The sequence below is a fragment of the Micromonospora sp. HK10 genome, from assembly GCF_000982955.1.
GTDB lineage: Bacteria > Actinomycetota > Actinomycetes > Mycobacteriales > Micromonosporaceae > Micromonospora.
Genome location: NZ_KQ058874.1, coordinates 19,260 through 40,908, shown reverse-complemented (window position 1 = coordinate 40,908; position 21,649 = coordinate 19,260). Strand labels below are relative to the sequence as shown.

General features: G+C 74.0%; 16 protein-coding genes. 12 read left to right on the top strand and 4 right to left on the bottom strand.

The features are described from left to right. Positions 1-26: 26 nt before the first annotated feature. On the top strand, positions 27-2,867 hold the full coding sequence (leuS, locus tag LQ51_RS25120) for a leucine--tRNA ligase (protein ID WP_046569792.1): 2,841 nt from the start codon (positions 27-29) through the stop codon (positions 2,865-2,867). Positions 2,868-2,909: 42 nt separating this feature from the next. Here the strand turns inward: leuS and LQ51_RS25115 are convergent, their stop codons facing one another. Next, positions 2,910-5,726: an AfsR/SARP family transcriptional regulator gene (locus LQ51_RS25115; protein WP_046569791.1), complete on the bottom strand. Its 2,817-nt coding sequence runs from the start codon at positions 5,724-5,726 to the stop codon at positions 2,910-2,912. Between the two features lie 172 nt (positions 5,727-5,898). On the opposite strand from LQ51_RS25115, the gene LQ51_RS25110 reads away from it, so the two are divergent. Then, positions 5,899-6,297 carry a hypothetical protein gene (locus LQ51_RS25110; protein ID WP_046569788.1) on the top strand — a complete coding sequence of 133 codons (399 nt, stop codon included), beginning with the start codon at positions 5,899-5,901 and terminating at the stop codon, positions 6,295-6,297. Positions 6,298-6,323: 26 nt separating this feature from the next. Then, positions 6,324-7,001: a CHAP domain-containing protein gene (locus LQ51_RS25105; protein WP_046569786.1), complete on the top strand. Its 678-nt coding sequence runs from the start codon at positions 6,324-6,326 to the stop codon at positions 6,999-7,001. A 112-nt stretch (positions 7,002-7,113) separates the two neighbouring features. Here the strand turns inward: LQ51_RS25105 and LQ51_RS25100 are convergent, their stop codons facing one another. The 3 genes from LQ51_RS25100 to LQ51_RS25090 are packed head-to-tail and all read right to left on the bottom strand — an operon-like array spanning position 7,114 to position 9,789. Further along, entirely contained in the window at positions 7,114-7,833 is a 720-nt protein-coding gene (locus tag LQ51_RS25100) for a TVP38/TMEM64 family protein (RefSeq protein ID WP_046569784.1), read from the bottom strand. Next, positions 7,830-8,552, bottom strand: a complete 723-nt coding sequence (locus LQ51_RS25095; RefSeq protein ID WP_046569781.1) for a type 1 glutamine amidotransferase — start codon at positions 8,550-8,552, stop codon at positions 7,830-7,832. Before LQ51_RS25095 ends, LQ51_RS25100 begins: the two co-directional genes overlap by 4 nt. Further along, positions 8,542-9,789, bottom strand: a complete 1,248-nt coding sequence (locus LQ51_RS25090) for a MurT ligase domain-containing protein (RefSeq protein WP_046569830.1) — start codon at positions 9,787-9,789, stop codon at positions 8,542-8,544. Before LQ51_RS25090 ends, LQ51_RS25095 begins: the two co-directional genes overlap by 11 nt. A gap of 355 nt (positions 9,790-10,144) precedes the next feature. Between LQ51_RS25090 and mraZ the strand changes: the two genes are divergently transcribed. From mraZ to murG, 9 genes are all read left to right on the top strand, one after another. Next, positions 10,145-10,576, top strand: coding sequence for a division/cell wall cluster transcriptional repressor MraZ (gene mraZ / locus LQ51_RS25085; RefSeq protein ID WP_046569779.1), 432 nt, complete (start codon positions 10,145-10,147; stop codon positions 10,574-10,576). 207 nt (positions 10,577-10,783) lie between these two features. Beyond that, entirely contained in the window at positions 10,784-11,887 is a 1,104-nt protein-coding gene (gene rsmH, locus LQ51_RS25080; protein WP_046569828.1) for a 16S rRNA (cytosine(1402)-N(4))-methyltransferase RsmH, read from the top strand. Beyond that, positions 11,884-12,474, top strand: coding sequence for a cell division protein FtsL (locus tag LQ51_RS25075; RefSeq protein ID WP_046569778.1), 591 nt, complete (start codon positions 11,884-11,886; stop codon positions 12,472-12,474). The genes rsmH and LQ51_RS25075 overlap by 4 nt, the downstream gene beginning before the upstream one ends. Before the next feature lie 3 nt (positions 12,475-12,477). Continuing rightward, the gene (locus LQ51_RS25070; protein WP_046569776.1) at positions 12,478-14,682 is read left to right on the top strand and encodes a peptidoglycan D,D-transpeptidase FtsI family protein; all 2,205 of its coding nucleotides are present in this window, start codon (positions 12,478-12,480) and stop codon (positions 14,680-14,682) included. Between the two features lie 53 nt (positions 14,683-14,735). After that, positions 14,736-16,310 (top strand): UDP-N-acetylmuramoyl-L-alanyl-D-glutamate--2,6-diaminopimelate ligase, encoded by a 1,575-nt coding sequence (locus LQ51_RS25065; protein WP_197087903.1) that lies wholly within the window; start codon positions 14,736-14,738, stop codon positions 16,308-16,310. Beyond that, the gene (gene murF, locus LQ51_RS25060; protein ID WP_046569772.1) at positions 16,307-17,746 is read left to right on the top strand and encodes a UDP-N-acetylmuramoyl-tripeptide--D-alanyl-D-alanine ligase; all 1,440 of its coding nucleotides are present in this window, start codon (positions 16,307-16,309) and stop codon (positions 17,744-17,746) included. The genes LQ51_RS25065 and murF overlap by 4 nt, the downstream gene beginning before the upstream one ends. Beyond that, positions 17,743-18,873: a phospho-N-acetylmuramoyl-pentapeptide-transferase gene (mraY, locus tag LQ51_RS25055; protein ID WP_046569770.1), complete on the top strand. Its 1,131-nt coding sequence runs from the start codon at positions 17,743-17,745 to the stop codon at positions 18,871-18,873. Before murF ends, mraY begins: the two co-directional genes overlap by 4 nt. A 243-nt stretch (positions 18,874-19,116) precedes the next feature. Next, positions 19,117-20,532 carry an FtsW/RodA/SpoVE family cell cycle protein gene (locus tag LQ51_RS25050; RefSeq protein WP_231605875.1) on the top strand — a complete coding sequence of 472 codons (1,416 nt, stop codon included), beginning with the start codon at positions 19,117-19,119 and terminating at the stop codon, positions 20,530-20,532. Beyond that, the gene (murG, locus tag LQ51_RS25045; RefSeq protein WP_046569826.1) at positions 20,532-21,638 is read left to right on the top strand and encodes an undecaprenyldiphospho-muramoylpentapeptide beta-N-acetylglucosaminyltransferase; all 1,107 of its coding nucleotides are present in this window, start codon (positions 20,532-20,534) and stop codon (positions 21,636-21,638) included. Before LQ51_RS25050 ends, murG begins: the two co-directional genes overlap by 1 nt. Positions 21,639-21,649: the final 11 nt, after the last annotated feature.

Here is a 21,649-nt window from a genome sequence, read left to right as displayed (position 1 = left end):
CCTGACCCGCGCCGAGGAGACACGCCATGAGTGAGGCAGCCGCACCGGCGACCGACATTCCCCCGTTCCGGTACACCGCGGCCCTGGCCGAGGAGATCGAGCACCGCTGGCAGGACAGCTGGGCGCGGGCGGGCACCTTCCACGCGCCGAACCCGACCGGCCCGCTGGCCGACCCGGACCACCCGCGGGCGGGCGCCGAGAAGCTGTACGTGCTGGACATGTTCCCCTACCCGTCGGGCGCCGGCCTGCACGTCGGGCACCCGCTGGGCTACATCGGCACCGACTGCTACGCCCGCTACCAGCGGATGGCCGGGCGCAACGTGCTGCACGCGATGGGCTTCGACGCGTTCGGCCTGCCCGCCGAGCAGTACGCGGTGCAGACCGGCACCCACCCGCGGACCACCACCGAGGCGAACATCGAGCGGTTCAAGGCGCAGCTGCGCCGGCTGGGCCTGGCCCACGACGAGCGGCGCTCGGTGGCCACCATCGACACCGCCTTCTACCGCTGGACCCAGTGGATCTTCCTGCAGATCTTCAACTCCTGGTACGACCCCCAGGCGAAGAAGGCCCGTCCGGTCGCCGAGCTGATCGCCGAGTTCGAGGGGGGCACCCGGCCCACCCCGGACGGCCGGCCGTGGGCCGAGCTGACCGTGGGTGAGCGGCGGAAGATCGTCGACGACCACCGGCTGGCGTACGTGTCCGAGGCGCCGGTGAACTGGTGCCCGGGGCTGGGCACGGTGGTGGCCAACGAGGAGGTCACCGCCGACGGTCGCTCCGAGCGGGGCAACTTCCCGGTCTTCAAGCGAAACCTGAAGCAGTGGATGATGCGGATCACCGCGTACGGGGACCGGCTGCTGGAGGACCTGGACGCCCTGGACTGGCCGGAGCCGATCAAGCTGCAGCAGCGCAACTGGATCGGCCGCTCGACCGGGGCGCACATCGACTTCCCGACCGTGGCCGGTCCGGTGCGGGTGTTCACGACCCGGCCGGACACCGTCTTCGGCGCCACCTACCTGGTGCTGGCCCCCGAGCACGAGCTGGTCGACGTGCTGGTGCCGGCCGCCTGGCCGGCCGGGACGAAGGACGCCTGGACCGGCGGGCACGCCAGCCCACGGGCTGCCGTCGACGCGTACCGGAAGGCCGCCGCGGCCAAGACGGACGTGGAGCGGCAGGCGGAGAGCAAGGAGAAGACCGGCGTCTTCGTCGGCGTCTACGCCACCAACCCGGCCACCGGCGGACCGGTCCCGGTCTTCATCGCCGACTACGTGCTGGCCGGCTACGGCACCGGCGCGATCATGGCGGTGCCCGCCCAGGACGAGCGGGACTGGGACTTCGCCGAGGTCTTCGACCTGCCGATCGTGCGGACCGTGCAGCCGCCGGCGGGCTTCGACGGCAAGGCGTACACCGGGGACGGCCCGGCGATCAACAGCGCCGCGCCCGACCGCGGCCTGGACCTGAACGGCCTGGGGGTGGCCGACGCCAAGGCGCGGATCATCGAGTGGCTGGAGGCCAACGGGCACGGTGCCGGCGCGGTCACCTGGCGGCTGCGGGACTGGCTGTTCTCCCGGCAGCGCTACTGGGGCGAGCCGTTCCCGATCGTGTACGACGAGACCGGGGCGCCGATCGCGCTGCCCGAGTCGATGCTGCCGGTCGAGCTGCCCGAGGTGGAGGATTTCTCGCCGAAGACGTTCGACCCGGACGACGCCGAGTCCGACCCGGAGACCCCGCTGTCCCGGCGGCGCGACTGGGTGGAGGTGGAGCTGGACCTGGGTGACGGCCCGAAGCGCTACACCCGGGAGACCAACGTGATGCCGCAGTGGGCCGGCTCCTGCTGGTACGAGCTGCGTTACCTGGACCCGACCGACGCGCAGCGCTTCGCCGAGCCGGAGAACGAGGCGTACTGGATGGGGCCGCGTTCCGCCGGCGACCCCGGTGGTACCGACCTGTACGTCGGCGGCGCCGAGCACGCCGTGCTGCACCTGCTGTACGCCCGCTTCTGGCACAAGGTGCTGTACGACCTGGGCCACGTCACGTCGTTCGAGCCGTTCCGCCGGCTGTTCAACCAGGGCTACATCCAGGCGTACGCGTTCACCGACCCGCGCGGCGCGTACGTGCCGGCCGAGGAGGTCGTCGAGGTCGACGGCCGCTACTTCCACGGCGAGACCGAGGTTCGGCGCGAGTACGGCAAGATGGGCAAGTCGCTGAAGAACGTGGTCACCCCGGACGAGATGTGCGCGGCGTACGGGGCGGACACCTTCCGGGTGTACGAGATGTCGATGGGCCCGCTGGAGGTCTCCCGCCCCTGGGAAACCCGGGCGGTCGTCGGCTCGTACCGGTTCCTGCAGCGGGTCTGGCGCGCGGTCGTCGACGAGCAGACCGGCCAGCTGCGGGTCACCGACGCCCCGGCCGACGAGGCGACCCGACGGCTGCTGCACAAGGTCATCGACGGGGTCCGCGCCGACATGGAGGCGATCCGGTTCAACACCGCGATCGCCAAGCTGATCGAGCTGACCAACGCGCTGACCCGGCTGGCGGAGACGCCGCGCGAGGTGGCCGAGCCGCTGGTGCTGATGGTCGCCCCGTTCGCCCCGCACGTCGCCGAGGAGCTGTGGCGCAAGCTGGGCCACGACGCCTCGCTGGCGTACGCGGACTTCCCGACCGCCGACCCGGCCCTGCTGGTCGCCGAGACCGTCACCTACCCGGTGCAGGTCAACGGCAAGGTCCGTGGCCGGGTGGAGGTGGCCGCCGACGCGTCCGAGGACGACGTCCGGTCGGCCGCGCTGGCGGCGGTGGCCGGGGTGCTGGGCGACAGGGAGCCCCGGAAGGTGATCGTGGTGAAGGGCCGGATGGTCTCGGTCGTCGTCTGAGCAGTGGCGCGGGCGCGCTCGGGTGAGCGCGCCCGCGCCCCGTCAGCGCGCCGGGGCGAGTTTGCCGCGGAGGGTCTCGGCCGCCGGATGCGCGATCTCGGTGAGGATCTCCAGCGCGTCCCGCCAGCAGCGGCGAGCGGTCACCGGGTCACCGAGGGCCGCGTGGTTGTCCCCGAGGTGCTGCAGCGCCTCGGCCTCGTTGTAGCGGTGCCCCAGCTCGCGGCTGAGCGCCAGGGCCCGCCGGAAGCAGCGGGCCGCCGTCCGGTGGTGACCGAGGTGGTGCAGGGCATAGCCCAGGCTGTCCCAGCTGTTCGCCTCGCCGACCGCGTCGGCGAGGCGTCGTTGCAGCATCAGCGCCCGCTGGCAGTGCCGGACCGTCTCCGGGTAGTCGCCCAGCACGGCGTGGTCCCAGCCGACCGCGTTCAGCGCCCGCGCCTCACCTGCCTCGTCGCCGGCGGCCTGAAAGAGTCGCAGCGCGAGCTGGTCGTGGCCCAGCGCCGTCGCCTGGTCGCCCTCCTTCTCGCTGACCCAGCCCAGGCTCAGCAGGGTGTGCGCCTGGCCGACCCGGTCGGCCTGCCCGTCGAGCAGCAGCAGCGCCGACTTCAGGTGGGCCCGGGCTGCCGGCAGCCGGGCCGTCTCCGAGTAGGCGGCGGCGATGTCGCGGTGCGCCTGGGCCGACGCCGCTGGGTCGCCGGCCCGCTCGGCCGCGGCCAGCGCGTGGTTCTGGACGACGATCAGATCCTCCCAGTAGCCGCGGCGGCTCAGGAACGTGGTGAGCGAGGACGCCAGTTGCCAGACGTGTCGGTGCAGGCCGTGCCGCCCGGCCATGCCGACCGCCCGGACGAGGACCTCGTGTTCCTCGGCGAACCAGGCCAGCGCCGCCGCGTTGTCCGCGGGTTCTTCAGGCGTCACCCCCGACGGCGGCGGCGACGGCGCGGTCGGCTCGCGCAGCGGGGACAGCTGCTCGTCGGCGGCGCGGGCGCTGTGCAGGTAGTGGTCCACGATCCGCAGCCGGCTGGCCTGGCGGATCTCCGCGGGCTCCGACTCCACCAGCTCGGTCGCGTACGCGCGCAGCAGGTCGTGGCAGGTGTACCGGCCGGGCTCCCGTTCCGTCACCAGTTGCGCGCGGGCCAGCTCGGCCAGGGCGGCTCGCGCCTGCCGTTCGGGCCGGGCGACGAGGCTGGCCGCGGCCGGCACCGACAGGTCCGGGCCGGGGTGCAGCCCGAGCAGGCGGAACATCCGGGCCGCGGGCTCGCCGAGGGCGTGGTAGGACCAGGAGAAGACGGAGCGGAGGTCGGTGACGGGATCCCCGGCCGCGAAGCCGTCGAGGCTGCCCTGCGACGCCACGAGTTCCCGGGCGAGCGCGGTGAGGCAGAAGCCGGGGTGGGCGGCCGCACGGGCCGCGACGACGGCCAGCGCCAGGGGCAGCCGGGCGCACCGCTCGATGATGTCGTCGGCCGGGCCGGGCTCGGCCGCCACCCGGCCGTCGCGCAGTCGCGTCCGCAGCAGTTCGCGGGCCTCAGTCATGGTGAGCAGGCCGAGCGTGACCGGATGCGCGCCTTCGGCGGCCACCAGGCCGGGTAGCTGCGAGCGGCTGGTCACCACCACCGCGCAACCCGACGCGTCGGGCAGCAACGGGCGCACCTGCTCGGCGTCCCGGGCGTTGTCCAGCACGATCAGCATCCGTCGCGTCGACACCAGGGAGCGGAAGCGACCGGCCCGGCCCTCTTCGCTGGCGGGGATCCGGCCGGGTGACACGTGCAACGCGTCCAGGAAGAGGCGCACCGCCTCGTCGCCCGACAGCGCCGCGCCACCGGGGTCGAAGCCCCGGAGGTTGACGTACAGGCAGCCGTCCGGCAGGTCGCGGGCCAGCAGGTGCGCCAGCCGGACGGCGAAGCTGGTCTTGCCGACCCCGGCCGGTCCACTGACCAGCAGGATCCGGCGCCGGTCCGGGGCCACGCAGTGCCGCCGGGCGTCGTCCAGCTCGGCGGCCCGGCCGACGAAGTGCGGCGGGTCCGGCGGCAGCAGGTTCACCGGCGCCGCCGGCACCGGGCCGGCTGCCGGCGCGCGCACCGCGCCGGGCAGTTCCTCGCGACGCAGGATCGCGGCGTGCAGCCGCTGCAACTGGGGCGCGTCCATGCCCCGTTCCCGCAGCAGGGCGGTGCCCTGGCGGCACACCTCGGCGGCCTCGTCCACCCGCTGCTCGGCGTAGAGGGCCAGGGCGAGCAGGCGGCGCAGGCTCTCGTCGTACGGGAACTGGGCGACCGCGCCGGTCAGGTCGCCGATCGCCGCGCCGTGCCGCCCCAGCGCGATCAGCGCCTCGGCGGAGCCCCGCCGGGCGGTGCGGCAGAGCGCCTCCAGCCGGGCCACTTCGGACAGGGCGTACGGCCGGTCGGCGACGTTGGCGAAGGCCGGGCCCCGCCAGCGGGCCAGCGCGGCGGCGAACAGCTCCGCGGCGCGCGCGAAGCCCGCCGGATCACCGTCGTCGAGCAGCCGCCGCCCCTGCGTGATCTCCCGCTCGAAGTGGTGGGCGTCGAGCCCGTCGGGCGGGAGGTCCAGCCGGTACGCCAGGCCGGCGCCGGCACCGACGGTGGCCACGACCGGGTCCCGGTCGTCCGCGCACCGACCGCCGGCCAGGGTGCGGCGCAGGTGCGAGACGTGGCTGCGCAGGGTCGCCGCGGCGCCGTCGCCGGCCCGGGCGCCCCAGAGCAGGTCGACCAGGCGGCTGGCCAGCACGGGTCGGCCCAGCGTGAGGACCAGCACCGAGAGGAGTTCCGCCTGCCGAGGACCGAGCGGCAGGGCGGCGCCGTCGCGTTCGACCTCGAGCGGACCGAGTACGGCGATCCGCAACTGCGCCATCCGAGAGCCCTCCGTGCCCCTGAGCGTCGCTCCGGCCACCCAGCTTATCGATCCGGGCCGATCGCCGGGGAACCCGGTCTGCACCCGTCTTCCACGCCGGTTCCACCGGTTGCCGGGACGGTGGTTGCACGGGGGCGGCAGAGGGTCGCCACATTCCCACGGGAGGACCAGTGTGAGCAGTACCTGGCACCGCGGCCTGCGGATCGCCGTCGCCACCGGACTCGTCGGATCCGCCGCGGTGGTCCTGTCGCCGACGGCGGCCTCGGCGGCGGCCTGCCGCGGCGGCACGGACAGCATCTCCGGCGCGCGCCTGCAGTATCAGATCTGTCCCGAGGCGTACACCACGGGACTCAGCTACTTCCTGGAGGACACCGTCAAGGACGGCCGCCGTGCCGAGGTGTGGATCCGCACGCCGAGCACCTCGTCCAGCGGCATCAAGCTCGACGAGGCGACCGGCGGTGTCGGCGACTGGGCCGAGGACGAGTGGTACGGCCCGTTCAGCTCCGGCGTCTACCTCAAGGTCTGCACGAGTAACGCCAACACCAACCGACGTTGCGGTTCCTGGTTGTGAACCGCGGACTGGAGATTCGAACCCCTATGAAGACCATCCGTACGGCGCTGACGGCCCTGGTCGTCGTCGCCGCCGGCCTCGTCGCCGTCCCCGGCGTCGCGCAGGCTGCCGACACCCAGCTCGGCATCGACGTCGGGAACATCGCCTGGGAGCAGTTCACCTCCACCAACTCCGACGTGGTCTACCGGCGGGAGGAGCGCAGCGGCGCGGACTGCAACTTCTACACCGGCTTCTGGGCCGACCCGATCAACGACCGGTACGACGGTCTGGCCAGCCAGTACAAGCCCTGCGGGCCGGTGAGCCCGGGCTACATGTACCGGAACGGGTCGAAGACCTGGGACGACGTGCAGTGGCGCCCCCGGGCGTGGTGCGCCGACTTCGCGAAGTTCGCCTTCTACTGGGGCGGCGCGAAGTACACCGGGCTCAACGCCGCCGCCGCCAGCTTCCGCACCTACGGCATCAACAACGGCACCTGGCACGGCCGCGGCAGCGGTTACATCCCCCGCAAGGGGGACGCGGCGGTCTTCGACTGGGACGGCAACGGGTCCATGGACCACGTGGCGATCGTGACCTCCTACTACGACACCACCACCGACGGCGACTACTACGTGGTCGGTGGTAACCAGTCGAACGCGGTGACGCACCTCCTGCACCGCAACTGGGAGTCGAGCGTCGTCGGCTACGCCTCGCCGGCGAAGAAGTAGCACCCGCTCCGAACGCGCGACCGGTCCGGTGCCTGGTGGCCCGGGCCGGTCCCGCGTGGGTGGCGCGCCGGCCGGGACGCCGCCGGCCGGCCGCTGCCCGGCGCCGGTCGCCTCAGCTCGTCCCGGCCCGCCGCTGGCGTTCGGCCCGCCACCAGCGGTGAATGATGATCGCGCTGGCGATCAGGCCGAGGCTGGCCGGCGCGGCGGCGTACCAGTTGATCGAGTCGGGGGAGCTGACCGCCGCGCCGATCGCCGCGTAACCGATAGCAGTGGGGGCGGCGGCGATCACGCTGCCGGCCAGGAACGGCAGCACCCGCGCCCCGGTGGTGCCGTAGCCGTAGCTGACCAGGCCGAACCCGGCGATGGGCAGCAGCCGGACGGTCATCACGCCGAACACGCTCTGCCGGGCGAACCAGCCGTCGAGGCGGGCCAGCCGGCCGCGGACCCGTTCGGCGACGAACTGGCGGCCCAGCAGGCGGCCGACCGCGAAGCCGAGGGCCGCCGCGAGCAGCGCGGCACCGAGAGCGTACGCGGCGCCCTGCACCGGACCGAAGATCGCCCCGGCCGCGAGGGTGACGAAGGTACGCGGGACCAGCGCCACGAGCAGCAGCGCGCCGCCCACCACGGCGGCCACCGGCGCGTACCCGCCGAGCGAGTCGGCCAGCCGGGGCAGCTCGCCCGGGTCCGGGCGGGGAGCCAGCAGCAGCGCGACGCCGAACCCGGCGAGCAGCAGGAGCAGCAGCGCGAACCGGCGCGCGGACGGCTGCCGGAGCAGCCGGACGCATCGGCGCAGGCCCGGTGGTCGCCGCCGCAGTCGGGCGGCGCGGGTCATGCCCTCGCGGCCGCGGCCACCGCGGTGCGGCGCTCCGAGCGGAGCCGGTCGGCCCAGGTGTCGTCGAGCGCGGGGAGCTGGTGGATGCCGGTCGCCCAGCGCAGCAGCAGGTCGGCCAGGGCCGGGTTGCGGGCCAGCGCCGGGCCGTGCGAGTAGGTGCCGAGCAGCTTGCCCCGCCAGGCGCCCTCGGTGACCCCGTCGTTGCCCACCCCGGCGGTCACCCGGGCCAGCGGCGACACGCCGGCGCCGAGCCGGGTCCGCCCGCCGTGGTTCTCGAAGCCGGTCAGGTGCGGGATGCCCAGCCGGGGGTCGACCTCGCCGGCCAGTTCGCCGACGGCGCGGGTGGGGCCCCGGTCGGAGGAGATGTCCAGCAGCTCCAACCCCGCGTACCGGGTGCCCTTGGCGAAGAAGGAGGTGCCGAGGAGCTGGTAGCCGGCGCAGACGCCGAAGACCACCGAGCCCTGGGCCACCGCCCGGTGCAGGCCGCCGTCGGCAATCAGCCGCTGGGCGCCGAGCGCCTGCGGGCCGTCCTCGCCGCCGCCGAGCAGGTAGATGTCGGCGGTGGCCGGCAGCCGCTGGTCGGAGCGGACCTCCAGCACCTCGACCGGCATGCCGCGCAGCTGGGCCCGGCGGGCCAAGATCAGCGCGTTGCCGCGGTCGCCGTAGGTGGAGAGCAGGTCGGGGTAGATCCAGACGATGCGCAGGCTCTCAGTTGACACGGTCCAGCTCCGCTCGGATGTCCTGGAAGGCGGTGTAGTTGGCGATGACCTCCAGCCGGCCCGGCGGCACCGCGCGGACCGCCTCGTCGAAGCTGCGCACGTGCTGGAACGGGACGGCGTTGACGTCCAGCCGGACGGCCAGGTCGTAGGCCCGGTCGCCGGTGATCAGCACCTGCCGGCCGCGCAGCGGCGAGAAGTCGACGTCGAAGAGCCAGGAGGTGTCCAACCCGTCGGGGTCGCGGGCGTTGATGGAGAGCAGGGTGGGCGCCTCGTCGGCCATGTCGAACGCCTCCAACCAACTCGCCGGGTTCTTGGCCAGCAGCAGCCGGATGTTGCGCCCGTCCCGGTCGACCTGCGCGTAACGGCCGGCGACCGAGGTGACCACGCCGAGCCGGGAGACCGCGTCCACCGGGCGTACGCCGAACTCGGCGGCCACGGCGAGCGCGGTGGCCGCGTTGCCGAGGTTGACCTTGCCGGGGAGCTGGAGCTGCACCTTGTGCCAGGCGCCGGTGGGGTCGAGCACGCCGTCGTCCTCGACGGTCCACTGCGGCTCGGGGCGGTGTAGCGGGCAGCCGGTGCACCGCCACTGCTCGCCGGAGCGTTCGATGGTGGAGCCGCACTCGGGGCAGACCCACGAGTCGTCGTGCCAGCGCTGGCCGGCGCTGAACCAGGTGACGTGCGGCGGGACGTGGCCGTGCGCCGGGTCGGCCGGCGGGCTGGCCGCCCAGACCACCATGGGGTCGTCGGCGTTGGCGACCACCCGCACGTCCGGGTGCCGGACCAGCGCGGCGCGCCAGAGCTGCGCCATCATGGCGACCTCCTTGGCCCGGTCGAGCTGGTCGCGGGAGAGGTTGAGCAGCGCCACCACGTGCGGCTCGGTGGCCTCGAGGACCTGGGCGAGGTAGTGCTCGTCGACCTCCAGCACCGCGTACGGGGTGCTGCCGGCCTTGGCCAGGGCGGAGGTGTGGCCGGTGGGCATGTTCGCGCCGAAGGAGTTGGTGGCGACCCGGCCGAGCACGCCGACGGCGGCGGTGGTGAGCCGGGTGGTGGTGGTCTTGCCGTTGGTGCCGGACACCAGGGCGATGGCCCGGCCCGACGAGAGGTGGGCGAGCAGGTCCGGGTCGATCTTGAGGCCGATCCATCCGCCGATCACCGAGCCGTCGCCACGGCCCGCGGCCCGCGACAGCGCCGCGGCGGTCCGCGACACGGAGCTGGCCACCTTTGCCCGCAGGGGCATCTTCGCGTCCGTCACCCGAGCGAGGTTACCGGACCTCGGGGCCCACCAGACCGCCGCCGACGGCGAACCGTTCGGCCGGGGCGGCTCGGCGGACGGCCAGCGGGCGGTCCGCCGGATGGAGTCGATCAATGTCGGGTAGCGGACCGGCGCGCCGCGCCGCCGCGGCCCTCCACTCCGCTCCACCCCTTCTGACGTGCTCTTTTGCGCGCGGAAACGGCGCGCCACGCGGGCGTTTCTGGTTGCGGGTGGAGGGAAGTGGAGTAGAGTGGGGCGCGATGGTGAGGCCGGGAGGGCCACACCGGCCCGGGGGGTCAGCGGCGCCGCGAACGCCGCTCAGGGCGAGGGGGTTGGGCCGATGTTCCTCGGCACCCACACTCCGCGCCTGGACGACAAAGGCCGGTTGATCCTGCCGGCCAAGTTCCGGGACGAGCTGGCGGGGGGTGTCGTGATCACCAAAGGGCAGGAGCGCTGCCTCTACGTCTTCCCGATGCCCGAGTTCCAGCGGATCGCCGAGCAGTTGCGCGCGCAGCCGATGACGAGCAAGGCGGCCCGCGCCTACAGCCGGGTCTTCTTCGCCGGCGCGCACGACGAGGTGCCGGACAAGCAGGGCCGGGTGACCATTCCCGCGCACCTGCGGTCCTACGCCGCGCTCGACCGGGAGCTGGTCGTGATCGGGGCGAGCACCCGGGTGGAGATCTGGGACAAGGCGGCCTGGGAGGCCTACCTCACCGACAGCGAAGACGACTTCGCCGACATCGAGGAGGGGGTGCTGCCCGGCGGTCTGTAGGGCGTGACGGCGCCCGACGTACTGCGAGATCTCCAGCCGCTTTCGAGTTCCTGGCACCCCTTCCCCGGTGCCAGGCGCACGATCCGTAACGGAGGGCCGCGGCCTCCGGCGGGCGGGAGCGGATGGGGATCTGGCGGTATGACGAGGCGCCGTGACGAGTACGGACGCGAGATGGACGGAAGCGGGTTTCAACCAGTGGGGGTCGAGATGGGGGAGCTACGCGGCACGCACGTGCCGGTGCTGCTCGAGCGGTGTCTCGAGTTGCTGGCCCCCGCGCTGGGTCGGAACGGCCGCACCGTCCATGTCGACGCCACGCTCGGCCTGGCCGGGCACGCCGAGGCGGTGCTCGCCGCGCATCCGCAGACGGTCCTGGTGGGCCTGGACCGGGACACCGAGGCCCTGGCCCACGCGCGGGTCCGGCTGGCCCGGTTCGCCGACCGGATCCACCTCGAGCACGCCGTCTACGACGAGTTGCCCGAGGTGCTGGACCGGCTCGGCTACCCGACGGTCGACGGGGTGCTGTTCGACCTCGGCGTGTCGTCGCTGCAACTGGACGCGCCCGACCGCGGGTTCGCGTACGCGCAGGACGCGCCGCTGGACATGCGGATGGACCAGACCCGGGGGGTGACCGCCGAGGAGGTGGTCAACACCTATGCCCACCCGGACCTGGCCCGGGTGCTGCGGGTGTACGGCGAGGAGAAGTTCGCCGGGCGGATCGCCTCGGCGATCATCCGCGAGCGCGAGCGGGCGCCGATCACGTCGTCGGCGCGACTGGCCGAGCTGGTCCGGGAGAGCATTCCGGCACCAGCCCGACGAACCGGGGGACACCCGGCAAAGAGAACGTTTCAGGCTTTACGGATCGAGGTAAACAGAGAACTGGCAGCGCTGGAGACGGCGCTGCCGGCCGCTCTGGACAAGCTCACCGTGGGCGGTCGCATGGTGGTCCTGTCCTACCACTCGCTGGAGGACCGGCTCACCAAGCAGGCGCTCGCCGACCGGGTCCGCAGTAAGGGCCCGGTCGACCTCCCGGTCGAACTGCCCGGGTCGGGTCCGACGTTCCGGCTGCTCAGCCGGGGCGCGGAGCTGCCCGGGGAGGCCGAGGTCGCGGCGAACCCGCGAGCCGCCTCGGTGCGGCTGCGGGCCGCGGAACGGCTCGACCCGGAGGCGGCCCGGCAGGGGCGTACCGACCGCGAACGGTACCGCCGCCGGGTCAAGGCGATGCACCAACCGGGGACGGGGTCACCGGGGTCCGAACGGGACCCGGGGGCGGCCCCGAGGGACGGGACGGACGAAGAGGGGGAGGGGACATGAACGTTGACCAGCGCGACGGCCGGGACGCCGTCGGGCAGCGCGCACCGCGGTCGGGGGGCCGGACCACGGCGCAGCGCACCACACGTACGACGACGGGGGCCGACCGGCTCGACCGCCGGGGGGAGGCTCGCGCCCGGGGGGCGCGCGAGTTCCCCACCCAGGGCAGCGCCGCCCTGCGGCCGGCCGAGCGGACCCGCCCCGCCGGTGCCTCGGCGCCCCGGCTGCGGGTCGCCCCGCCGCCGCCGGTCCGGGTGCCCCGGGCGCCGTTCGTCGGGCTGATCCTGGTGCTCGTGGTCGGCGGGGTGCTCGGCATCCTGGCGGTCAACACCAAGATCAACGAGAACGCCTTCAAGCTGGAGAAGCTCCAGCAGCAGCAGGCCAAGCTCGACGTCGACCAGCAGCAGCTGGAGAAGGAGATCGCCGACCAGAAGGCACCCGGCAACCTGACCGCCAACGCCCGCAAGCTGGGCCTGGTGGAGTCGGACGACCCGGCGTACATCCGGCTGCCGGACGGCAAGACGATCGGCATCCCGCACCCGGCGGAGGGTGCGCCGGCCATCACCAGCCAGCAGGGCAACGGAGGCTGAACGATGCCGCCGAGATCGGAGGATCCGCGCCGGGACGCCACAGGCTCCCGGCGCGGATCGTCGCGGGGTGGCGAGCCGCGGGAACCGGGCGTCGGCGGCATCTCCGACGCCCGGGCGTACACCCCGCGGGGCCGGACCATCCGCGAGGGCGGCGCGACCGCCCGCACCGGCAGCGGCGCCGAACAGCGCCGTACCCCGCGCAGCACCCGCTCCGGGGACCCGTTCCGGCCGGCGCTGCAGGTGCTCGACGGCGGCCGGGCCGGGGCCGCCCGCGCCGGCCGCCGGGAGACCGCCGCGGGCGGCCGGGCCGGCGTGGTGCGGACCGTCTCCGCCCGGCCCGCCCGGGAGCCCTTCGACGACGACGTCGCGCCGCCGCCGCGCCGCCGGCCCGGCCCGCGCCGCCCGGCGCGCCCGGCCGCCGCCCGGCGACCGTCCCGCAAGCCACCGCGCCCGCCGAAGCTCGCCGACCCGCGCCGCCGGCTGCGGCTGGGCACCCTGCTCGTGCTGGCGCTCTTCACCAGCATCGGCATCCGGCTGGTCGTCCTGCAGACCGTCAACACCCCGGCGTACGCCGACGGCGGGCTGGACAGCCGGCTGGCCGTGGTCGAGCTGCCCGCCCCGCGCGGGGCCATCTACGACCGCACCGGCGCCCCGCTGGCGCACAGCGTCGAGGCCCGGTACGTCTTCGCCGACCCGACCCGGGTGAAGGACCGCCGCACCACCGCGAAGCTGCTCTCCCCGCTGCTCGGCGTGCCCGCCAGCGAGCTGGCCGACCGGATGAAGCCCCGCAAGCTGCCCACCGGCGTCCCGTCCCAGTTCGAGTACCTGGCCCGCGGCGTCGACATCGACAAGGCCAAGCAGATCATGGCGCTGGAGCTCCCCGGCATCAACGTGCACCGGGACGAGCGGCGCGAGGTGCCCGGCGGCGACCTGGCCGCCAACCTGATCGGCTTCGTGAGTCAGGACCTGGTCGGCCTGGAGGGCCTGGAGGCCAAGTACGACGACCTGCTGGAGGGCAAGGCCGGCAAGAAGCGCTACGAGATCGGGCAGGGCGACCTGGCCGCGCCGATCCCCGGCGGCTACAGCGAGACTACCCCGGCCAAGCCGGGCGGCTCGCTGGAGTTGACCGTCGACCGGGACCTGCAGTTCCAGGCGCAGCGCATGCTGTCCACCCGGATGGCCCAGACCCGGGACAGCGTCGGCGCCGCGGTGATCATCGACGTGCCGACCGGCGAGGTGCTGGCCCAGGCCAGCTACCCCGGCTACAACGCCGCCGCCCCGCAGAAGGTCGCCTCGCCGCGGGACCGGGAGGACGCGGCCACCAGCTTCGTCGTCGACCCGGGCTCGATCCACAAGGCGATCACCTACGGTGCCGCCCTGCAGGAGGGCGTGATCACCCCGGACACCGCGTTCCCGGTCGCCAACACCCTCACCCTCGGTGGCGTCCCGTTCAGCGACACCCACCCGGCGAACGGGCGGACGATGAGCATTCCCGGCATGCTGGCCTTCTCGTCCAACATCGGCACCATCAAGATCGCCGAGAAGCTGGGCAAGGAGCGGCTGATCGACTACCAGAAGCGGTTCGGGCTCGGGCAGGCCACCGGGGAGGGCATGCCGGGGGAGGCCCCCGGCCGGCTGCTCCCCGCCGACCAGTGGAGCGGGTCGTCGTACGGGTCGGTGCCGATCGGGCACAGCGTGGACGCCACCCCGCTGCAGATGGCCGCCGCGTACAACGCGATCGCCAACAACGGCACGTACGTGCAGCCGCACCTGATCCGGAACGTGATCAGCCCGGACGGGAAGAAGACGACCCCGGCGAAGCCGGTCACCCGCTCGGTGCTCAGCCCGGCCAACGCCGCCGCGCTGCGCACCATGCTGGAGGCGGTCACCACGGTCGACGGCCCCGACGGGCGGGCCACCGGCCTGGCCGCCGCCGTCCCCGGCTACCGGGTGGCCGGCAAGACCGGCACCGGCCTGCGGTACGACAACGGAAAGCGCCAGCCCGGCGACGTGGCCTCGTTCATCGGGATGGCCCCGGCGGAGAAGCCCCGGTACGTGGTGGCGGTCTTCGTCTGGAGCCCGGGCGGCGAGGGCGGCGCGCTGGCCTCGCCGACCTTCCGCGACATCATGGGCTTCACCCTGCGCCACTACCGGGTGCCGCCGTCCGCGACCGACCGGTCGCCCAAGTTCGAGGTCTTTCCGCGCTGAGCGGGCACGGCGGGACATCATCGGTGAGTGGGGACGAACCACCGGGGCGGGCTGTGCGCCCGGAACCGGACGACCGGGTAGGGTCTGACGCCGTGTCCGGCAATCCACGCCCCCGTACCGTGAATCCCGTCCGGCTCGGTGACCTCGCCGTCCGGTTGCCGGCGAGCGCGCGGAGCGGCCTCGCGGGCGACCCGGCGGCGGTCGAGGTCACCGGGGTGACCCACGCCAGCCAGGAGGTCCGCCCCGGCGACCTGTACGCGGCCCTGCCCGGTGCCCGCCGGCACGGCGCGGAGTTCGCCGCCGGCGTGGCCGAGGCCGGCGCGGTGGCCGTGCTGACCGACCCGGCCGGCGCCGAGCGGGCCGCCGCGGCGGGCCTGCCGGTGCTGGTGGTGGACGATCCGCGGGCGGTGCTCGGCGACGTCGCGGCCGGCGTCTACGGCGACCCCACCGCCGGGCTGACCATGATCGGGGTCACCGGCACCGCCGGCAAGACCTCCACCAGCTACCTGATCGAGTCCGGGCTGCGCGCCGCCGGGCGCACCACCGGGCTGATCGGCACCGTGGAGACCCGGCTCGGCGAGCTGGTGATCGACAGCGTGCGGACCACCCCGGAGGCGACCGACCTGCACGCGATGCTGGCCGTGGCCCGCGAGCGGGGGGTCGACACCGTGGTCATGGAGGTGTCCAGCCACGCCCTGGCCATGGGCCGGGTCGGCGGGGTGCGGTTCGACGTCGGCGGCTACACCAACTTCGGCTCCGATCACCTGGACTTCCACGCCGACGAGGCGGAGTACTTCGCGGCCAAGGCGAAGCTCTTCGACGGGCGCTGCGCGGTCGAGGTGCTCAACTACGACGACCCGGCGCTGCGGCCGCTGCGGAAACCGGCCACCGTCACCTACTCGGCGGCCGGCGACCCGGCCGCCACCTGGTGGGCCGACGGGATCGAGGGCGAGGGCTACGCCCAGCGCTTCACCGTGCACGGCCCGGGCGGGCTGGCCCTGCCCACCGGCGTGGCGCTGCCCGGCCGGCACAACGTGGCCAACGCGCTGCTGGCGATCGCCGTGCTGGTGGCCACCGGCGTCGACCCGGCCACCGCGGCGGCCGGGGTGGCCGCCTGCGGCGGGGTGCCCGGCCGGCTGGAACTGGTCAGCGGGGACGCCCCGGTACGCGGCGTGGTCGACTACGCGCACAAGGCCAACGCGATCGAGGCGGTCCTGGTCGCGCTGCGCGGGCTGAGCGCCGGCCGGCTGGTCTGCGTGCTCGGCGCCGGGGGCGACCGGGACCGGGGCAAGCGGCCGGTGATGGGCGCCGCCGCGGTCAGCGGGGCGGACGTGGTGCTGGTGACCGACGACAACCCGCGCACCGAGGACCCGGCCGCGATCCGGGCCGAGGTGCTGGCCGGGGCGTACGCCGCGAACGCGAGCGCGCGGATCATCGAGGTGCCCGGCCGGCGGGCCGCGATCGAGGAGGCGGTCCGGTTGGCCGAGCCGGGGGACGTGGTGGCGGTGCTGGGCAAGGGGCAGGAACGCGGGCAGGAGGTCAACGGCGAGGTGCTGCCGTTCGACGACCGGGTGGAGCTGGCGGAGGCGCTGCGGGCCCGCTTCGGTGACCGGGTGGGGCAGCGGTGATCCCGCTGAGCCTGGCCGAGGTGGCCGCCGCCGTCGACGGCCGGCTGGTCGCCGCCGACCCGGCGGCCCGGGTCACCGGCACCGTGGAGTTCGACTCGCGCAAGGTCACCCCGGGTGGGCTCTTCGTGGCCTTCCCCGGCGAGCAGGTGGACGGGCACGACTACGCCGCCGCCGCCGTCACCGCGGGAGCCGTGGCGGTGCTCGGCACCCGCGAGGTGCCCGGCGTGCCGATGGTGCTGGTCGCCGACGCGCTCGCCGCGATGGGGCGGCTGGCCCGCGCGGTGGTCGACCGGCTGCCCGGGCTCACCGTGATCGGGCTGACCGGCTCCTCCGGCAAGACCACCACCAAGGACCTGATCGCCCAGCTCACCACGCGGCTCGGCTCCACCGTGGCGCCGCCCGGCTCGTTCAACAACGAGCTGGGTCACCCGTACACGGCGTTGCAGGCCGGCCCGGAGACCCGGTACCTGGTCATGGAGAAGGGCGCCCGCGGGGTGGGGCACGTGCGCTACCTGTGCGACGTGGTGCCGCCGCGGATCTCGGTGGTGCTCAACGTCGGTGTGGCGCACCTCGGCGAGTTCGGCTCGCGGGAGACCATCGCGCTGGCCAAGGGGGAGCTGGTCGAGGCGCTGCCCGCCGACGGGCTGGCCGTGCTGAACGCCGACGACCCGCTGGTCGACGCGATGGCCGCGCGCACCGAGGCCCGGGTGGTCCGGTACGGCGAGTCGGAGCGGGCCCAGGTGCGCGCCACCGAGGTGACCCTGGACGAGCGGGGTCGCCCGTCGTACACCCTGGTCACGCCGGAGGGGAGCGCGCCGGTGCGGCTCGGGCTGACCGGGCGGCACCAGGTCTCCAACTCGCTCGCCGCCGCGGCGGTCGCCCGGGAACTGGGCATGCCCCTGGCCGAGCTGGCCGGCGCGCTGGGTGAGCTGGGCCTGGTCTCGACCCGACGGATGGACGTCTTCGAGCGCGCCGACGGGGTCACCGTGATCGACGACTCGTACAACGCCAACCCGGCCTCGATGAGCGCCGCGCTGCGGGCGCTGGCGAGCATGCGGGGGCGGGGGCGTACCGTCGCGGTCCTCGGCTACATGGCCGAGTTGGGCGACTTCGAGGCGGAGGGGCACCAGCAGGTGGGCCGGCTCGCGGCCGAGCTGGGGGTCGACCGGCTGCTCGTGGTGGGCGAGCCGGCGGCGCCGATCCACGAGGGCGCCACAGCGGTAGGCAACTGGGGAGGAGAGTCGGTGCTGCTCACCGATCAGGCGGCGGCCGTCGAGGTGCTGCGGGGCGACCTGCGTCCGGGTGACGTGGTCCTGGTGAAGGGCTCCCGGTACCGCACCTGGGAGGTGGTCGACGCGCTGCGTGAGGAGGCCGGGAAGAACAGCCCTCAGCGCGCGGGGAGCCCGGCGGCCGGGACCGAGGGCGGCGCTGCATGAGGGCGGTCATCGTCGCCATCGGCGTCGCGTTCCTCGTCTCCCTGCTCGGCACCCCGATCGCGATCAAGGTGTTCGCCCGGCTGAAGGCCGGCCAGCCGATCCGATCGAACCTCGGGCTCGCCAGCAACGAGGGCAAGAAGGGCACGCCGACGATGGGCGGCGTGGTCTTCATCCTGGCCACGGTGATCGCGTACGTCGCCGGCCACCTGGCGCTGACCACCCTGCCGGACGCGCAGATCGCCCAGGTCGAGCCGACCATCACGGCGCTGGTGCTGCTGGGGCTGATGGTGTTCTCCGGCGCGGTCGGCTTCATCGACGACTTCCTGAAGGTCCGTAAGCGGCACAGCGGCGGCCTGAACAAGCGCGGCAAGCTCGCCGGCCAGATCCTGGTCGGCGCGATCTTCGGCGTGGTGGCGCTCTACTTCCCGAGCAGCATGACCGACGCCAGCGGCGCGGCCACCAACACCGAGACCGTCGGCAGCACGACGCTGAGCTTCATCCGGGACATCCCGTTCCTGGAGATCGGCAAGATCGGCTCGGTGATCGTGATCATCATGGTGGTGATGGCGGCCACCAACGGCGTCAACCTCACCGACGGACTGGACGGCCTGGCCACCGGCGCCTCGGTGATGGTGCTCGCGGCGTACGCGCTGATCGCGTTCTGGCAGTACCGGCACTGGTGCGCGGACCCGAACTACCCGGCCGGGGAGTACTGCTACACCGTGCGGGACCCGCTGGAGATCGCGTTGATCGCCGGGGCCGCGGCCGGGGCCTGTGTCGGCTTCCTCTGGTGGAACACCTCGCCCGCCCGGATCTTCATGGGCGACACCGGTGCGCTCGGCCTGGGTGGCCTGATCGCCGGCATGGCGATGTCCACCCGGACCATCCTGCTGCTGCCCATCCTGGGCGGCCTCTTCGTGATCATCACGATGTCGGTGGTCATCCAGATCATCTCGTTCCGGACCACCGGCAAACGGGTGTTCCGGATGTCGCCGTTGCAGCACCACTTCGAGTTGGCCGGGTGGAGTGAGGTCAACATCGTGGTCCGGTTCTGGATCATCGCGGGCATCGGGGTGGCCATCGCGCTCGGCCTGTTCTACAGCGAGTTCCTCGCCGCGGTCACCTGAGCCGGCGCGTCCGCATCGTGATGGCGGGGCTCCCCGGCGTTACCAGGGGGCCCCTCCGTTCGCGCCGACACGCCGAGGCGGCCGGTTGCGCCACGGGCGGGCCGGCGCAGCCAGCATGATGGGCACGTGGGGGAGGGACGAGACACCGACGGCACGACCGACACGCCGCCCCGGCGGCCACCCGCGGAGGACCGGCCGGCGGAGCCGGCGGCCCCGCCGCCGCGCTTCGACCCGGCGGGCGGGCTGGCCGCGCTGCAGGGCCTGCTGGCCCGGCCGCTGGCCTCCTACTACCTGCTGCTCTCCAGCGCCGGCCTGCTGCTGCTGATCGGCCTCACGATGGTCTTCTCGGCGACCAGCGTGAAGGACTACGCCGACCGCGGCGACGCCTCCGCCTCGCTGGTGAAGCAGACCATCTTCGCGGTGATCGGCATCGTGGCGTTCTGGGCCTGCCAGCGGCTGCCCGCCCGCACCTTCCGGGCGGTGAGCCGCCCCTTCCTGGGCGTGGCCGTGGTGCTGCTGCTCGTGCTCAACCTGCTGGTCGCGCTGGAGTCGCTGTTCCGGGTGAAGGCGATCGGCCCGCTCAAGGCCGAACTGCTCTGGCTCTACCTCGGCCCGGTCTCGGTGCAGCCGGTCGAGGTGGCCAAGTTCGCCCTGGTGCTCTGGGGCGCGCACGTGCTGGCCCGCAAGGGCGCCGCGCTGGGCTGGTGGAAGGAGCTGGCCACCCCGCTGTTCCCGGTGGTCGGCCTGCTCTTCGTGCTGGTCGGCTACAACGACCTGGGCAGCATGCTCTGCCTGCTGGCGCTGGTGGTCGGGATACTCTGGGCGGCCGGGGTGCGGATGCGGGTCTTCGCCACCCTCACCGCGGTCGGCCTGGCCGGCGTCGGCCTGCTGGTCGCGGCCGCCTCCCTCGGGGCCGGTTCCGGCTCCCGGGACGCCGAGAACTACCGGTTGGGCCGGCTCACCTCCTTCCTCGACCCGCCCGACCCGAAGACCTGCTTCGAGGAGCAGCTCGAGGGTTGCTACCAGCTCGTCCAGGCCCGGTACGCGGTCGAGCACGGCGGCTGGTTCGGGGTCGGGCTGGGCAAGAGCAGCTTCAAGTTCGGCTGGCTGCCCGAGGCGCACAACGACTTCATCTTCGCGATCATCGCCGAGGAGCTGGGCGTGGTCGGCTGCACCGTGGTGCTGGTGCTCTTCGCCGTGCTCGCGTACACCGGGCTGCGGATCGCCCGGCGGGTGGAGGATCCGTTCCGCCGGCTCGCCGCCGCCGGGGCGACCGGCTGGCTGGTCGGCCAGGCCGTGATCAACATCGGCGGGGTGACCGGGCTGCTGCCGCTGACCGGCGTGCCGCTGCCGTTCATCTCCGACGGCGGCAGCGCCCTGGTGGTGACCCTGGCCGCGGTCGGCATGCTCGCCTCCTTCGCCCGCGCCGAGCCGGACGCGGCCCGAGCCCTGCATGCCCGTCCCCCGGCGCGCTGGGTCCGACTAGTGTGGGCCCCGTTGCCGCCGCTACCCGGCCGGCGTCGCCGCCCGGCGTCGCCACCGCCGGACCGTGGGTCCGTACCCCGGTCCCGGACGCGGCGGTCCGACGACCAGGCCGCGGCGCGCGGCGCCCGGCCGGGCCGGGCCCGCGCCGGCACGGCGAGCGAGAGGAGACGCTGATGGGTCCGCTGCGTTCGGTGGTGCTCTGCGGAGGGGGTACGGGTGGACACATCTATCCGCTGCTGGCCTTCGCCGACTGCCTGCGCCGACACGACCCCAGCGTGCGGATCACCTGCCTGGGCACCCCGAAGGGCCTGGAGAACGAGCTGATCCCGCCGGCCGGCTACGACCTGCGCCAGATCCCCGCCTACCAACTGCCCCGGTCGGTCAACATGAGCCTGGTCCGCACCCCGGACCGGATGTGGAAGGCGGCCCGCGCGGCGGGCAAGGTGATCGACGAGGTGCAGGCCGACGCCGTGGTCGGCTTCGGCGGGTACGTCTCGGTGCCCGGCTACCTGGCCGCGTGGCGGCGCGAGCTGCCGATCGTCATCCACGAGGTGAACGTGCCGCCGGGGGTGGCCAACCGGCTCGGGATGAAGTTCACCAAGCACGTCGCGGTGGGCTTCCCGCACCAGCCGGCGCAGGCCGAGTCGCTGCGCGACGCCGAGGTGGTCGGGGTGCCGCTGCGCCGGGGCATCGCCGGGCTGGACCGGGCCGCCATGCGGGACGCCGCCCGGGCCCACTTCGGCCTCCGGCCCGACCTGCCGGTGCTCTTCGTCGCCGGCGGCTCGCAGGGCGCCCGCTCGATCAACCTGGCGGTGGCCGGGGCGGCCAAGGAACTGGCCCGCAACGGCGTGCAGGTGCTGCACGTCATCGGCGCCCGCAACGAGCCGATCTCCGTCCCCACCGATCTGCCGGTGCCGTACGTGACCCTGCCCTACCTGTCCGAGATGGAGCTGGGCTACGCGGCCGCCGACCTGATGCTGGGCCGGGGCGGCGCGATGACCTGCGCCGAGGTGGCGGCCATCGGGTTGCCCACCATCTACGTGCCCTACCCGCACAGCAACCAGGAGCAGAAGCGCAACGCGCTGCCCGTGGTGGAGGCCGGCGGCGGGTTGCTCGTCGACGACGCCGAGGTGACCCCGGACTGGCTGGAGCGTACGGTCATCCCGCTGATCCGGGACCCGCAACGGCTCGCCGCGATGAGCGCCGCCGCGGCCGGATACGGCCGGCGCGACGGCGACGTCGCCCTGCTGAACTTCGTCTACCAGGCGGTGGCCCGATGACGCCGGACACC

What these genes read in the sequence shown, in the direction of transcription:
- leuS (WP_046569792.1), top strand. Translation starts at nt 27, where the DNA reads ATGAGTGAGGCAGCCGCACCGGCGACCGACATTCCCCCGTTCCGGTAC.
- LQ51_RS25115 (WP_046569791.1), bottom strand. Translation starts at nt 5,726, where the DNA reads ATGGCGCAGTTGCGGATCGCCGTACTCGGTCCGCTCGAGGTCGAACGC.
- LQ51_RS25105 (WP_046569786.1), top strand. Translation starts at nt 6,324, where the DNA reads ATGAAGACCATCCGTACGGCGCTGACGGCCCTGGTCGTCGTCGCCGCC.
- LQ51_RS25100 (WP_046569784.1), bottom strand. Translation starts at nt 7,833, where the DNA reads ATGACCCGCGCCGCCCGACTGCGGCGGCGACCACCGGGCCTGCGCCGA.
- LQ51_RS25090 (WP_046569830.1), bottom strand. Translation starts at nt 9,789, where the DNA reads ATGCCCCTGCGGGCAAAGGTGGCCAGCTCCGTGTCGCGGACCGCCGCG.
- mraZ (WP_046569779.1), top strand. Translation starts at nt 10,145, where the DNA reads ATGTTCCTCGGCACCCACACTCCGCGCCTGGACGACAAAGGCCGGTTG.
- rsmH (WP_046569828.1), top strand. Translation starts at nt 10,784, where the DNA reads ATGGGGGAGCTACGCGGCACGCACGTGCCGGTGCTGCTCGAGCGGTGT.
- LQ51_RS25075 (WP_046569778.1), top strand. Translation starts at nt 11,884, where the DNA reads ATGAACGTTGACCAGCGCGACGGCCGGGACGCCGTCGGGCAGCGCGCA.
- LQ51_RS25070 (WP_046569776.1), top strand. Translation starts at nt 12,478, where the DNA reads ATGCCGCCGAGATCGGAGGATCCGCGCCGGGACGCCACAGGCTCCCGG.
- mraY (WP_046569770.1), top strand. Translation starts at nt 17,743, where the DNA reads ATGAGGGCGGTCATCGTCGCCATCGGCGTCGCGTTCCTCGTCTCCCTG.
- murG (WP_046569826.1), top strand. Translation starts at nt 20,532, where the DNA reads ATGGGTCCGCTGCGTTCGGTGGTGCTCTGCGGAGGGGGTACGGGTGGA.